Genomic DNA, 14,787 nt, shown 5'->3' with positions numbered 1-14,787 from the left:
TGCAGCGCAGATCGTCCCTGAAATGCCCCTCATGCCCTACAATCTGTCAACAGAATGTGAAAACGTCAATACAGGTGGCGGGGATTTACGCTGAGTGTGAGAAACCGCAAACAAAGATTAAAAAAACTATGCATGCCAGTTTTCAGCAGGGAAATTTATGCTACTCGCTATCTTGCAGCACAAATATCTTCATATTTCGCAACAATCAGTGATTAACTTTTATTCAGAATGGGTAAATTTTCTTACAGAATGGTGATTATCTGAGCACTAAATTCCACGAACGTTAAAACGCACAGCGAAAAATGCTGAGGTTATCCATAAGCAACGCGAAAAAAGATCAATCTATATATAAAAAAATACAATGGATTATGTCACAAAATCGTTAACAGGCAGGGAGAAGCAGGGATAAGAGGCGTTTTGGGTAATCTGACGGGTTAAGGCTCTAATGCAAAAAGGGCTAACCTTACGGTTAGCCCTTTTTTAGAATGTGGTCGGCGAGAGAGGATTCGAACCTCCGACCCACTGGTCCCAAACCAGTTGCGCTACCAAGCTGCGCTACTCGCCGAATGCGGAGCGCATCTTACTGCTGAGGTGCGCCCCCGTCAATCCCTTATTTTCAAAAAGCCATTCAACTGGCGATATTCTCGCCAGGCGAGCTACTGCGCGGCTTTGGAGGTGCGGTCAGGGAGTTTGCACCAGTTGTTATTTTCGTTAATACCGCCATCTGGTGAGGTGTAACCCAGGCAACCTAAAATGGTGTCGTACAGCTCAACATGACGACGCGGTACCTTCATATCAGCTTCTTTCTTCAGTTGAGCAAACATCTTCGCTTTCTCCGGATCTTCCAGATACTTGTCAGACATCCACACAATCATTGGCACGCGGAACTGCTCCGGCGGAGCCATCTTACGTGGCGTACCGTGCAGGTGCTCGAACTCATTGATGGATTCACCGTGGTCCGCAGCATAGAAAACAATCGCTTTCTTATCGCGGACCTGGTCAATCACCGTATCAATAAAGTGATCCACATACATCACTGAGTTGTCGTAGGAGTTAATCAGCTGCGCTTTAGAACAGTCTTTATCCACACCAACGCACTCCGGCGTCCATTTGGCAAAGCTACGCGGGTAACGCTGGGTGTAGTTAAAGTGCGACCCTTTAGTATGCAGAATGATCATATGCTTACCATCAGGATTTCCGTTCAGAGACAGTTTCATCTCGTCAATCAGCAGCATGTCATCGACAGGCTTGCCACGGTTACGCGCCTCCGCACCAATCTGCTCGCGATAAGAAATGTTCTGGGCCATGGTGTTGCTGTAGAACCACATCTCGCTTTGCATCGCATAGAGGTCAGACGTAAACCCAAGCTGATGCAGCACCGAGAAGACGTTTTGCTCTTTCAGGGTACGTTGCGGGTTATCGCTCGCACCACCCTCACGTACGAACATGCAGCGTAAGGAGAGCTTAGTGGCGGTGTCGCAGGAATAACCGCGATAGGCAATCAGGTTTTTCTCCTGTGCCATTTTTGGTGTGGTATCGCGGTCATAGCCGAGAATACCCATATGATCCCAGCGCGTAGTTTCCCCGATAATAAAGACGACATAGGTATCATCGATATCTTTTGGCGCGACATAAGTGAATTTCTTCGCCGGGTTAATCAACGATTTATTATCAGAAGACTCATCCACCTGCGCCCACGCGTATAATCCCAGCGCGGAGATCCAGTTAGACGGTAAATAAGAGTTGGCGACCACACCACCGTAGCTTGGCAGATCCACGCCAGAGGTACGCTCATCATATTTCTGTTTTACTTCCAGCAGACGAATAGGTCCCCAGACCATCAGACCGGCCAGCAGAACTATCGCCACGCTTCTGAAACGTTTTCCCGGCGTGCGGATCTGGTGAACCAGCGTATACCGGCAACGGTTGCTCCAGATAAGGAGCAGCGGCAGGGCACTCACGGCCACCAGCCAGAGTACAAAATGCAGCCCAACCACTTCTTTAGAGAGATCGATGTCCGTGGTCATCACCGAGGCGATAATGCCGTAGCCAATGACAACGTTCATAAAGGTCATGTAATAGCTGGCCCCTGCCGAGCACAGCACGATAAACGTCGCCAGCACTCGCCAGACGCGACGGCCAAACAGCGTAAGAATACGGAATAAAAAGAAGGTGACCAGTACAGCAGCGACCAATTCGACAACCGCTGCAATTCCTTTCCAGACGGTAAAATCTTGCGCGTAACCGTCGAACCGACGGAAAAACACTGCGCCATTCATAAACAGGCCGATGTACAACGCCAGCAAAAAGCACAGCTTTTGTTGCGCCATCGATTTAATGTATTTCATGCAATCTACCCGGAAAAAGGGACAGTACAGCCGCCCACCTCAATATAAAAAGTGGACAGATTAGACATACGCTCAGGGGATCGTTCAATGAAACGACTACAAGCGTGGTAAGTAGACCACAGGGAAGGGAAAAAGTGGCAGCAGAGAGTGTGATCGGTACAGTTATTTACAAAAAAGCAGACCCAGAATCCGACAAATGCGTCTAAAGGCAGTATTGTTCGATAAGAAAAAGGCCGGATGACCGGCCTTTTTCTTCGTTGTCAGGCATGCGCTTCTTTAAAGACTTCCCGCTGCGGCTGACGAATCGTCGTAGACAGCGCCAGCGAAATGATCAGCAAGGCGAAGATCACGCAGAAGGTCACATAGAACCCACCGAACAGTGAGGCAATCAGCGAACCGCAGATACTGCCGATCCCGAAGCCAAGATAAATAACACCGTAGTTTTTCGCGAGATTGTTAAGACCAAAGAATTCGCTCACCAGTGACGGGAAGACCGTAATGGTGCCACCGAAGTTGAACGCAACGCAGGCAATCGCCGCGAAGAAGGTCGCTTCATTCAGAGGTGCGAAAAGCAGCGCCGCCATGCCCACCAGCGAAACAACCTGGCCAATCGTAATCACACGGATACGGGCGATTTTGTCAGACAGAATACCCAGCACCAGACGCCCGGAAAGGTTGGCAATGGAGATCACGGTCACCGCATTCGCAGCCGTTGCCGCATCCAGTTTCACCATTCCCTGAGCGATATCTTTCGCCACACCGATGACGTACAAACCACTCATGCAGGCCGTCAGGAACATCACCGCCAGCATCCAGTACTGCGGTTTACGCATAGATTGCGCCAGGGTGAAATCGTTCTCCACCACACCGTTCACGGATTTAACCTCCTGCTGAGGCGCATCTTTCATCAGCGTAGCACCAAAGAGGATCATGACCAGAACGATAACCCCCCAGATCATGAAGGTTTTTTCGAGACCAACGGAAGCCAGCAGATGAGAATCGATAAATTTAAAACCGAGGCTGCCCAGGCCATAAGAACCGATGGCAAACGCAGAGATAAGGCCTTTACGTTCCGGGAACCACTTCACGCAGTTCGAGAGTGTCAACAGGTAACCTGCACCATCTGCCAGCCCCACCAGTACCCCGGCGCTCAACCACAGCATCATCAGGTTGCTGGAGTGTGCCGTCAGGAAAAAACCCACGCCCAGCAGAATGCCGGACGCCATGGTCACACGCTTCACACCAAAACGCTCCTGCAGCTTGCCCGCGACGGAAGACGAGAGCGCCAACCCGAGACTCAGTAGCCCAAAGGAGAATGCAACCTGGCTGACCGGTGCGCCGAGCTTATCGGAAAGTGCGCTGTTAAACAGGCTCCAGGTATAGACCGAACCCAACGCAAACTGGGTGACGATGGTACCAAAGAGCGTTAGCCAGCGCGTACGGTTATAAGTTGATGTGTTCATGGCAGTTGTCCTGCAAGAGAAATTAAGGAAGTTCGCTGAGGACAACGATAAACAAAACCTTAAAAGACCAGGGGTAAAACGGCATGAAATGCAGGAAGAATGGAATGAAATGCCTGGAATCAGGAATGAATGACCTTGTGGGGGAATGAAGCGATAGCGTGTTAGTACCTGCTATCGCTACAACCCCTATGGCTATTGTATTTGAGATGTTACCGTAACGTTTAAAAAAGTAACAACTCTAGAAATTCGCACTCACGCCCAGGGTATACATAAATTCCTCACCTGTAGTGGCGCGTTCCCCTTGAGCGAGCGACGCATAGGCCGCTACATGCGTGTTAAACGGAATATCCGTACCGACCGTCACATCCATCCAGCTCCCGTTTTGTACCGGGGCTGGGGTTTGCGGCATGCCAAACTGAGATTTCCACTGGTTTTCACCAAACTGCTGGTTATAGCTGATCTGTGCCCACGGACGAAGATCGCCGTACTGGGTATTCACGCGCCAGCCCAGCGTGCTAACACTGGCATGCCAGAGCGGGTCAGTGACTGACTGTGTCGACGCGCTATCACCAAATTCGTTGATCATCATGGGAGCCGTGCCGTCGTACCGCCACGCCACGACAGGGCCGGTAGTGATATGCGCTGAAACGGGAAAATTCCAGCCCACGCTCATTGCCCCCTCTGTCGTACTGCCAGACGGTACATTCAGGGCAAGACCTGGCGCATTTTGTGAAGTCTGAATACGCTCAGCAAGAATATCCTCATAACGCGGTTGGTGATCCGCGTCCCATGTATAGCGTTCCGCCGTATTATTTTGGGCGTCTGAAACGATATATTCCTGTTGCCAGGCAGACGCTGTATTACAAAAAAACAGGCAGGCTGAAATTCCCACCAGGCCAGAAGCAGCATGGCGACCACTGATTTTTTTTATCATCATCAACGCGACCCCAGAGAGAGCCGAATTCGGCGATATTTGTCGTTATTCAGGAAGAGCTTATAGAGCATATGGCCCTGTATTAACTATTGTCTTTATAGTAAACACGTCAAGCCAGTCAGAACGAAATATTTGCAAAATCAGTATCAATAAGGGAGATGACGGATGGAACGTTGCGGTTGGGTAAGCCAGGATCAGCTGTATATCGACTATCACGACCAGGAATGGGGCGTGCCGGAAAAAGATGGTAAAAAACTCTTTGAGATGATCTGCCTGGAGGGTCAGCAGGCGGGTTTGTCGTGGATTACTGTGCTCAAGAAACGTGAAAACTACCGCAATGCCTTCCACCAGTTTGATCCTGTCGCCGTCGCCGCCATGACCGATGAGGACGTCGAAAGGCTGGTGCAGGATGCCGGTATCATCCGCCATCGCGGTAAAATTCAGGCCATCATCGGCAATGCACGCGCCTGGCTGGCGATGGAACAAAACGGCGAATCATTCTCAGACTTTGTCTGGTCGTTTGTGAATAACGATCCGCAAATTACCCACGCTGCCACGCTGGCAGAGATCCCGGCATCGACGCCTGAATCAGATGCACTCTCTAAGGCCCTGAAAAAACGCGGTTTTAAATTTGTCGGCTCCACCATCTGCTACGCCTTTATGCAGGCCTGTGGCCTGGTCAACGACCACGTTACCGGCTGCTTCTGTCATCCGGGAGGCCATCATGATCCGCAAATGGCAAAATGAGAATACCGCGCCACTTCTGAGCCTATGGCTTGAAAGCACCACAGAAGCGCATCCGTTTATCGAGGCGAGTTACTGGAAAGAGAACGAGGCGATGGTGCGGGACGTTTACCTGCCTTCGGCTGAAACCTGGGTCTGGGAACAGGATGGCGAACCCTGCGGATTTATCAGCGTGATGCAGTCTAAGTTTGTTGGGGCACTGTTTGTCGCACCGGCATACATCGGGAAAGGCATCGGGCAAGCGCTGCTGAACCATGTTCAACAGCACTTCCCGTATTTAAGCCTGGAGGTGTACCAGAAAAATGTCCGGGCGGTGAATTTCTACCATGCTCAGGGCTTTCGCATCGAAGACAGCGCCTGGCAGGATGACACCCAACATCCGACCTGGATCATGAGCTGGCAGGCGGATCAAACGCCGTTAAGGTAAGCTCGGGTCCCTCATACTTTTCGACCCATGCCAGTGCCGTATTCCCTGCACAACCATTCCCCAGCTTCGAGCTGGGGAGATCTTTGGTCAGCACGTTAACCGCCCCGTTTTTACAGATACCGCCTTCGGCCGGCTCAAGATCTGGCCATGCCCCCTGGTGAATGCACAGAACACCCGGTTTAATCCCGTCACTGACCACCGCACCGGCCAGGACCTGTCCCCGCTGGTTCCAGACGCGCACCACGTCACCGTCTACAATCCCACGGGCTTTGGCATCGAAGGTATTCAACGTGATCGGTTCTCGCCCGGCAACCGCATACTGTTCGCGCAGCGAGGTATAGTTAAGCTGGCTGTGCAGGCGGTGCGCAGGGTGGGCAGACAACACCTGGAGCTGCTCCGGCTTGGCATTGCCGTGCCATTCGTCCGGCTCGAGCCACATAGGGTGCGGCGGGCAGTCGGCATACCCGAAGCTGGCTATGCGCTCGCTGTAGATCACGATCTTCCCGCTCTCGGTTTTCAGCGGGTGGCTCTCCGGGTCACGGCGGAAATCGGCAAAACGAACAAACTGCGCGTTCTGTTCACTCTCGGGCATCTCGAATATCTGGTTTGCTTCCCAGAATTCAGTAAACGGTGGGAGTGTCACACCCTGGGCGGCACCGCGCTGGCTGGCTATCTGGTAGAACGTCTCAAGCCACTGCAGATCGGTTTTACCTTCGGTAAAACGCTCGCGGCCACCTGCTTCCCACAGCTCGCTCAGTTCAGCAAACACCTCGAAATCATCCCGCGCTTCATCGCGTGGGACCACAACGCGCTTCATTGGCACCATATGCTGGTTGCTGTAGTCACCGGTCATGGTGAGATCGTTACGCTCAAACGAGGTTGTCGCTGGCAGCACGATGTCGGCATGCTTAGCCGAGCCTGTCCAGAAGCACTCTGAGATCACCACCAGCTCTGGTTTCTGCCAGGCGCGGATCAGGCGATTGGTATCCTGATGGTGCGTGAAGTTCGATCCGCCCGCCCACCAGACAAATTTAATATCCGGGAAGTGGCGGTCCAGCCCATTGTGCTGATAAAACCCACCGGGGTTTTCCAGGGCTTCAACAATTCGCGCCACCGGGATTTTATCCACGGCATCCACACCGCCCTGCACTGAGCCTTGCAGAGAGGCCAGCACGGCAGCTTTGCGAGTAGGGTTACCACCATTGGCGAAGTGATAAGAGAGACCAAAACCCCCGCCCGGCGTGCCGATCTGCCCAAGCATTGCGGCAAGCGTCACCAGCATCCAGTGCTTCTGCTCGCCAAACTGCTGGCGCTGCATTCCCCAGCCGGACATTAACATCGTGGTGTTTTTATGGAATAACGCCGCCAGTTCGCGGATTTTATCCGCAGTAACGCCGCAAATATTTGCCGCCCACTCTGCCGTTTTCGCTACCCCATCGGATTGGCCCGTCAGGTATTCAGCGAATTTATCGAAGCCAGTGGTACAACGCCTCAGGAATTCGCCATCGTGCCAGCCGTTTTCGACCAGCGTATGGGCGATACCCAGCATCATTGCCACGTCGGTGCCCATATGCGGGGCAATCCACTCGGCACTGTCGCCGAAGAAATCCATGGTTTCAGAGCGCATCGGGTCAATGCAGATGATGCGCTTGCCGCTTTTGCGCAGCGCGTCGAAATACCCAATACCCTGTTCGTCGCTGGCATTCCAGGCAATTTTCAGCGTATTTAGGGGGTTAGCGCTCCACAGCACCACCACGTCGGTATGCTCCAGCACCAGCGGCCAGCTGGTCTGTTGCTGATAAACTTCGTTTCCCCCCACCACGTACGGCATGATCGCCTGCGCCGCGCCGGTGGAGTAATCCCCCAGATGACCGGTATAGCCCCCCGCCAGGCTCATATAGCGCTGCAGCAGCGTCGAGGCCTTGTGCAGCACGCCGTTAGAACGCCAGCCGTAAGACCCGGCAAAAATGGACGACGGCCCCCAGGTATCGCGAATGCGCTTATGCTGGGCGTGAATCAACGCCAGCGCCTCATCCCAGCTCACGCGAACAAACTCATCCTGACCACGGATTCCCTGCGGTTTGTCCGGCGAGGCCAGAAAACCTTTACGCACCATCGGCCAGCGCACGCGCGTTTTGCTATGCACCTGATCGCGAACGGCGGTCTGTAACGAGTTGGGATGTTGGGTTGGCAATGCCCCGCGGGACGACAGAACATTTTCGCCATCGATTTCGACCAGCATCGGCCCCCAGTGGGCGGCGGTCAGAATGGTTTTCGTTGAGGTGCTCAAGCGTGCGCTCCTGGTTGCGTGCAGGTTTACCGCCTTCTTGTTGAGGCAGTTTATGGTTTGTCACAAATTTCAGAGTAATACCCGGAATTTTCTCCGTATCTGGACGTCATAATCAACTGCCACGCTCGCCGTGGCAAAGAATAAAAAGGATTAAGGAAAGAAGATGAAAAAACGCGTACTCGTTATTGCCGCTCTGGTGAGCGGTGCACTGGCTGTTTCTGGCTGCACAACTAACCCTTACACCGGTGAAAGCCAGGCGGGTAAATCCGGCATCGGCGCGGGGATCGGCTCGCTGGTAGGTGCTGGCGTTGGCGCGCTCTCCTCCTCCAAGAAAGACCGTGGTAAAGGCGCACTGATTGGTGCAGCGGCGGGAGCAGCATTGGGCGGTGGCGTCGGCTATTACATGGACGTGCAGGAAGCGAAACTCCGCGACAAAATGAAGGGAACCGGCGTGAGTGTGACGCGTAGTGGTGACAACATCATTCTGAACATGCCGAACAATGTTACCTTCGACAGCAGCAGCGCAACGCTGAAACCTGCGGGTGCGAACACCCTGACCGGTGTGGCAATGGTGCTGAAAGAGTATAACAAAACCGCCGTGAACGTGATTGGCTACACCGACAGCACCGGTAGCCAGGATCTGAACATGCGTCTGTCTCAACAGCGCGCCGATTCCGTGGCCAGTTCGCTGATCACTCAGGGCGTTGAAGCGAACCGCATCCGCACCAGCGGAATGGGTCCTGCCAACCCGATCGCCAGCAATAGCACGGCGGAAGGCAAAGCGCAGAACCGCCGCGTTGAGATTACGTTAAGCCCTGTGCAGTAATCGCATTTCCCCCTCTCCCCGCAGGAGAGGGTATGAACCACTTGCCATCGTTGATTTTCCCGCTAAGGTATTCTCACTAAATTCAGGGAAATCAGCGATGAGCAAACCAGCCCGGGCCACCATCAGCGACGTGGCGAAAGCAGCCAAAACCGGTAAAACCAGCATTTCGCGCTATCTCAACGGCGAAAAACATCTGTTGTCCGATGCGCTGCTGGCTCGAATTGAACAGGCCATTGCCGATCTCGATTACCGCCCCAGCATCATGGCGCGCGGGCTCAAGCGGGGGCGTACCCGCCTTATCGGGCTTATCATCGCCGATATCACCAACCCCTACTCCGTAAACGTGCTGAGCGGTATTGAAGCCGCCTGTCGCGAGAAAGGTTTTACGCCGCTGGTCTGTAATACCAACAACGAAGTCGACCAGGAGCTGCATTATCTCGATCTGCTGCGTAGCTACCAGGTGGAAGGGATTGTGGTTAACGCCGTGGGCATGCGTGAAGAGGGGTTAAACCGCCTGCAGCAATCGTCTCTTCCCATGGTCCTTATCGATCGTAAAATCCCTGAATTTGCCTGCGATGTCGTCGGGCTGGATAACACCCAGGCCGCCACTACCGCCACCGAGCATCTGATCGAACAGGGTTTTGAAGCCATTCTGTTTCTAAGCGAACCACTGGGAATGGTTAACACGCGTCGCGAGCGTCTGAGCGCGTTTCGCGCCACTCTGGAGCGTTATCCCGGCGTGATCGCCGAAAATGCCGAAACCCCATTACACGAAGCCGATCAACTCGACAACACCCTGCGCCAGTTCCACACCCGACATCGTGGGATGCGCAAAGCCGTCATTTCCGCCAACGGGGCACTGACGCTGCAAGTCGCCCGCTCGCTCAAGCGGATTGGCCTGCACTGGGGCAGCGATATTGGTCTGCTGGGGTTCGATGAACTGGAGTGGGCAGAACTGGCGGGCGTCGGTATCACCACCCTCAAACAGCCCACCTGGCAGATTGGCTATGCTGCTGTAGAACAAGTGGTTCGTCGTATTGAAGGCACCAGTGATGCCGTACGCGAGCAGGTCTTCTCCGGCGAGCTGATCGTTCGCGGCTCCACCGCGCGTTAATTTTCCCTTGTGATACCGATCATAATTTCGACATCCTGAACTTTCCTTTGGAACCGGTTCCATCTAGCGTAATAACATTGATATATTGCGATGGAGTCCGAAGATGGGCAGGAAAATCATGGTGGTCACCGCCGCGTACGGCGCGGAACAGGTGCGACAGGCAGGCGGTCAACGGGCAATGCTTCCCGTGATTGCGGGTGCAGGTGCCGACGGCGTGGAGATCCGCCGCGAGCTGTTCAACAGCGAAGAGTTACTGGCACTGCCTGCGCTGGGTGAATCTATTGAACTGTTGGGCCTGCTGGCGTGTTACTCCGCCCCCGCCGCCCTGTTTATGCCTGACGGTACCCTCAACCCGGACCTGCCCCGCTATCTCTCCGAGGCCAGCACCCTGAATGCGCTGTGGCTGAAAGTTTCACTCGGGTATTTCAGCGACACCCAGCCGCTTGAAGCCCTGCGGAACCTGCTGAATAAAAGCGGCATGGCGCTGGTGGTGGAAAACGACCAGACCGACTGCGGCCAGCTTGCGCCAATGCAGGGCTTTAAAGCTGCCTGCCGGGAGAGGGCACTGCCCGTTACGCTAACCTTCGATATGGGTAACTGGCTATGGGTCGGCGACTCCCCTGAAGAAGCCGCCCGTCATCTGGCCCCTGCTGTGAGCTATATCCACGTTAAAGCCGCCGTTCCGCATAAGGATAATTTCCGCGCCGTGGCACCGGATCGTGCTGATGCGCGCTGGCTGGATCTGCTCTGCCAGTTACCCGCCGATGCCCCGCGAGGTATCGAGTTTCCGCTGGAAGGGACGGATTTAACCGCCGTTACCCGCCATTACGTCAACCTGCTGCGCGAGGAGTAAACCATGCACAAGACGCTGGATGTCATTACGATTGGCGAGGCCATGGCGATGTTTGTCGCTACCGAAACCGGCGAGCTGAGCGCGGTAGAGCATTTCATCAAACGCGTGGCTGGCGCAGAGCTGAACGTCGCGACCGGCCTGGCGCGTCTCGGCCTGAACGTGGGCTGGGTCAGCCGCGTAGGGGACGATAGCTTTGGTCATTTCATTCTCGACTCGTTGAAAAAAGAAGGGATTGATTCGGCAGGCGTGACGCTCGACGGACGCTTCGCGACCGGCTTTCAGCTTAAATCTAAGGTCGAAAATGGAACCGATCCCATTGTGGAGTATTTCCGTAAAGGGTCGGCGGCAAGCCATCTCTCAGTGGAAGATTACCACGCCGACTATTTTGCCTATGCACGCCATTTGCACCTGAGCGGCGTGGCGGCAGCGCTCTCAGCCAGCTCATACGCATTGCTGGATCATGCTGCATCTACCATGAAGGCACAGGGCAAAACGATCTCTTTCGATCCTAACCTGCGGCCGGTGCTGTGGAAAAGTGAAGCGGAAATGGTTGAGAAACTTAACCATCTGGCATTCCAGGCTGACTGGGTTCTGCCGGGAGTGAAAGAAGGGATGATCCTTACCGGTGAAAGCACGCCTGAAGGCATCGCCGACTTCTACCTGAATAAAGGGGTAAAAGCCGTGGTGCTGAAAACCGGTGCCGATGGCGCATGGTTTAAAACCGCCGAAGGTGAACAAGGTGCGGTCGCTGCGGTAAAAGTTGAAAACGTGGTCGACACCGTCGGCGCGGGCGATGGCTTTGCCGTGGGAGTCATTAGCGCTCTGCTGGAAGGTAAACCACTGCAGCAAGCCGTCGCGCGGGGCAACAGGGTAGGCTCGCTGGCTATTCAGGTACAAGGCGATAGCGAAGGATTACCAACCCGAGCAGAGCTTAACGAATAAACATTCCCCTCACCCAACAAAACAAACCACCGTGTACCCTACAGACAACGGCGGTAACAACCTCAACAACAGAGGCAAGCCTATGAACAGTTCGACCAATGCAGTGAAACGCTGGTGGTACATCATGCCAATCGTGTTTATCACGTACAGCCTGGCGTACCTTGATCGTGCCAACTTCAGTTTCGCGTCCGCGGCGGGGATCACCGAAGACCTTGGGATCACCAAAGGTATCTCCTCCCTGCTGGGTGCCCTTTTCTTCCTGGGTTATTTCTTCTTCCAGATCCCCGGCGCTATCTACGCCGAACGCCGCAGCGTGCGTAAGCTGATCTTCATCTGTCTGATCCTGTGGGGTGCCTGCGCATCACTGACCGGCGTGGTGAACAATATTCCTGCCCTGGCCGCCATTCGCTTTATCCTCGGCGTCGTTGAGGCGGCCGTCATGCCGGCGATGCTGATCTACATCAGCAACTGGTTTACTAAATCTGAACGCTCCCGCGCGAATACCTTCCTGATCCTCGGTAACCCGGTCACGGTACTGTGGATGTCGGTAGTTTCCGGCTACCTGATCCAGTCCTTCGGCTGGCGCGAAATGTTTATCATCGAAGGGGTACCCGCGGTTATCTGGGCCTTCTGCTGGTGGGTGCTGGTGAAAGATAAGCCGGCTCAGGCGAAATGGCTTTCCGAAGACGAAAAAGCGGCGCTGCAGGCACAGCTGGATAAAGAACAACAAGGTCTGAAGGCCGTACGTAACTATGGTGAAGCCTTCCGCTCGCGTAACGTGATCCTGCTTTGTGCGCAATATTTTACCTGGAGTATTGGCGTGTACGGCTTTGTGCTGTGGCTGCCGTCGATTATCCGCAGCGGTGGCGAAAACCTCGGCATGGTAGAGGTAGGCTGGCTCTCTTCCGTGCCGTATCTGGCGGCAACCATCGCCATGATCGTCGCATCGTGGGCATCGGATAAGCTGCAGAACCGTAAGCTGTTTGTCTGGCCGCTGCTGCTGATCGCTGCCTTTGCTTTCATTGGCTCCTGGGCCGTAGGTGCGAATCACTTCTGGGCCTCTTACGCTCTGCTGGTCATTGCCGGTGCAGCCATGTACGCCCCGTACGGTCCGTTCTTTGCCATCATTCCGGAAATGCTGCCGCGTAACGTGGCAGGTGGCGCGATGGCGCTGATTAACAGTATGGGTGCGCTGGGTTCGTTCTGCGGCTCCTGGTTTGTCGGTTATCTGAACGGTGCTACGGGCAGTCCATCCGCATCATACATCTTTATGGGGGTAGCGCTTTTCGCCTCCGTGTGGCTTACTCTGATTGTTAAGCCTGCTAACAATCAACAACACCCCGTCGGCGCACGCCACGCCTGAATCCTTAGAAATCAACGGAGATTAGCATGAAGCCGTCCGTCATTTTGTATAAAGCCCTGCCGGAAGATCTGCAGAAACGTCTTGAAGAACACTTCAGCGTCACGCAGGTGAAGAACCTGAGCCCGGAGACCGTGGCACAGCACGCTGAAGCGTTCGCCAGCGCCGAAGGCCTGTTGGGTTCAAGCGAAAAAGTGGATGTCACTCTGCTGGAAAAAATGCCGAAGCTTCGTGCTACCTCTACCGTTTCCGTGGGTTACGACAACTTCGATGTGGATGCTCTTAACGCCCGCAAGATCCTGTTGATGCACACGCCACATGCCCTGACGGAAACCGTGGCCGACACGCTGATGGCGCTGGTACTCACCACGGCCCGTCGCGTGGTGGAAGTGGCTGAACGCGTCAAAGCGGGCGAATGGACAAAGAGCATTGGTCCGGACTGGTTCGGCGTAGATGTTCACGGCAAAACGCTGGGCATTGTTGGCATGGGACGTATCGGGCTGGCACTGGCGCAGCGCGCACATTTTGGTTTTAACATGCCGATTCTGTATAACGCGCGCCGTCATCACACTGAAGCTGAAGAGCGCTTTAACGCGCGCTATTGCGAGCTGGATACGTTGCTGCAGGAAGCCGATTATGTTTGCCTGATCCTGCCGCTGTCGGAAGAAACGCATCATCTGATTGGCAAAGAGGAATTCGCGAAGATGAAGAAATCAGCCATTTTCATCAACGCGGGTCGTGGCCCGGTGGTGGATGAGAAGGCGCTGATTGAAGCCCTGCAAAACGGTGAGATCCATGCCGCAGGTCTGGATGTATTTGAACAGGAGCCGCTGCCGGTGGATTCTCCCCTGCTTTCGCTGCCTAACGTGGTTGCTCTGCCCCATATCGGCTCAGCCACTCATGAAACGCGCTACAATATGGCGGCCACGGCGGTAGATAACCTGATCGCCGCACTCAGCGGAAAAGTGGAGCTAAACTGCGTCAACCCGCAGATACAACAGTAGAAACGAAAAAACCCGCCAGAAGGCGGGTTTTTAAATTCTTTGCTACTGGGTTGGAAGCTTACAGGCTTACAACGTTACCAGCTGCTGGGCCTTTAGCGCCGCTTTCGATGGTGAAGGACACTTTCTGACCTTCGTCCAGAGATTTGTAGCCATCGTTCTGGATAGCAGAGAAGTGTACGAACACGTCTTTAGAGCCATCGTCAGGAGTGATGAAGCCGAAACCTTTATCAGCGTTGAACCATTTTACCAGACCAGTCATTTTAGCAGACATAGAAATTACCTTATTAACAAATATATTGTGCCTTCCGGCTTGATGGATTGCGTTACAGATTTTTAAGCGATGAAGGAAGGGTCACTACGAAGGGTATCTATGGATAACAATCTGGACTGCTTTACTAAACTGCTTTAGGTCTGTGTAACAAACCGACGGGAACAGTTATACCGATGTGCCAGAGGAATGACAAGCGTTATTTTAATCAGGA

Annotated in this window: 13 protein-coding genes and 1 tRNA gene; 8 read left to right on the top strand and 6 right to left on the bottom strand. The window is 54.0% G+C overall.

What is annotated here, in order from left to right:
• Window positions 1–488 precede the first annotated feature (488 nt).
• From ACLHV9_RS01215 to ACLHV9_RS01200, 4 genes are all read right to left on the bottom strand, one after another.
• A tRNA-Pro gene (locus ACLHV9_RS01215) sits at window positions 489–565 on the bottom strand.
• Between the two features lie 91 nt (window positions 566–656).
• On the bottom strand, window positions 657–2,348 hold the full coding sequence (gene eptB / locus ACLHV9_RS01210; RefSeq protein ID WP_028018273.1) for a kdo(2)-lipid A phosphoethanolamine 7''-transferase: 1,692 nt from the start codon (window positions 2,346–2,348) through the stop codon (window positions 657–659).
• Between the two features lie 260 nt (window positions 2,349–2,608).
• Entirely contained in the window at window positions 2,609–3,811 is a 1,203-nt protein-coding gene (locus ACLHV9_RS01205) for an MFS transporter (protein WP_028018272.1), read from the bottom strand.
• 238 nt (window positions 3,812–4,049) lie between these two features.
• Complete coding sequence (locus ACLHV9_RS01200; protein WP_108089368.1) at window positions 4,050–4,748, bottom strand: autotransporter domain-containing protein; 699 nt, start codon at window positions 4,746–4,748, stop codon at window positions 4,050–4,052.
• A gap of 162 nt (window positions 4,749–4,910) precedes the next feature.
• Here ACLHV9_RS01200 and tag point away from each other — a divergent pair, with 162 nt between their 5' ends.
• The gene (gene tag, locus ACLHV9_RS01195; RefSeq protein WP_108089367.1) at window positions 4,911–5,492 is read left to right on the top strand and encodes a DNA-3-methyladenine glycosylase I; all 582 of its coding nucleotides are present in this window, start codon (window positions 4,911–4,913) and stop codon (window positions 5,490–5,492) included.
• Complete coding sequence (locus tag ACLHV9_RS01190) at window positions 5,470–5,916, top strand: N-acetyltransferase (RefSeq protein WP_108089366.1); 447 nt, start codon at window positions 5,470–5,472, stop codon at window positions 5,914–5,916. Before tag ends, ACLHV9_RS01190 begins: the two co-directional genes overlap by 23 nt.
• Here the strand turns inward: ACLHV9_RS01190 and ACLHV9_RS01185 are convergent.
• Window positions 5,879–8,158, bottom strand: a complete 2,280-nt coding sequence (locus tag ACLHV9_RS01185; RefSeq protein WP_256124989.1) for a molybdopterin guanine dinucleotide-containing S/N-oxide reductase — start codon at window positions 8,156–8,158, stop codon at window positions 5,879–5,881. The two genes, ACLHV9_RS01190 and ACLHV9_RS01185, sit on opposite strands and share 38 nt — an antisense overlap.
• 211 nt (window positions 8,159–8,369) lie before the next feature.
• On the opposite strand from ACLHV9_RS01185, the gene ACLHV9_RS01180 reads away from it, so the two are divergent.
• From ACLHV9_RS01180 to ghrB, 6 genes are all read left to right on the top strand, one after another.
• Window positions 8,370–9,032 (top strand): OmpA family lipoprotein, encoded by a 663-nt coding sequence (locus ACLHV9_RS01180; RefSeq protein WP_028018267.1) that lies wholly within the window; start codon window positions 8,370–8,372, stop codon window positions 9,030–9,032.
• A gap of 97 nt (window positions 9,033–9,129) precedes the next feature.
• On the top strand, window positions 9,130–10,146 hold the full coding sequence (locus ACLHV9_RS01175; RefSeq protein ID WP_049006066.1) for a LacI family DNA-binding transcriptional regulator: 1,017 nt from the start codon (window positions 9,130–9,132) through the stop codon (window positions 10,144–10,146).
• A 103-nt stretch (window positions 10,147–10,249) separates the two neighbouring features.
• On the top strand, window positions 10,250–10,999 hold the full coding sequence (locus ACLHV9_RS01170) for a sugar phosphate isomerase/epimerase family protein (RefSeq protein ID WP_108089364.1): 750 nt from the start codon (window positions 10,250–10,252) through the stop codon (window positions 10,997–10,999).
• Between the two features lie 3 nt (window positions 11,000–11,002).
• Window positions 11,003–11,941 carry a sugar kinase gene (locus ACLHV9_RS01165; RefSeq protein ID WP_108089363.1) on the top strand — a complete coding sequence of 313 codons (939 nt, stop codon included), beginning with the start codon at window positions 11,003–11,005 and terminating at the stop codon, window positions 11,939–11,941.
• Window positions 11,942–12,023: 82 nt separating this feature from the next.
• A complete protein-coding gene (locus ACLHV9_RS01160) occupies window positions 12,024–13,304 on the top strand; it encodes an MFS transporter (RefSeq protein WP_028018263.1) in 1,281 nt (426 codons plus the stop codon).
• Window positions 13,305–13,330: 26 nt separating this feature from the next.
• Entirely contained in the window at window positions 13,331–14,305 is a 975-nt protein-coding gene (gene ghrB, locus ACLHV9_RS01155; RefSeq protein ID WP_407220072.1) for a glyoxylate/hydroxypyruvate reductase GhrB, read from the top strand.
• Between the two features lie 58 nt (window positions 14,306–14,363).
• Here ghrB and cspA read toward each other — a convergent pair whose 3' ends face one another.
• Window positions 14,364–14,576, bottom strand: coding sequence for an RNA chaperone/antiterminator CspA (gene cspA, locus ACLHV9_RS01150; protein ID WP_003860775.1), 213 nt, complete (start codon window positions 14,574–14,576; stop codon window positions 14,364–14,366).
• Window positions 14,577–14,787 lie beyond the last annotated feature (211 nt).

This window comes from Enterobacter sp. CPE_E890, from assembly GCF_046521475.1.
Lineage (GTDB): Bacteria > Pseudomonadota > Gammaproteobacteria > Enterobacterales > Enterobacteriaceae > Enterobacter > Enterobacter adelaidei.
This window is presented reverse-complemented; position numbering and strand designations above follow the sequence as displayed.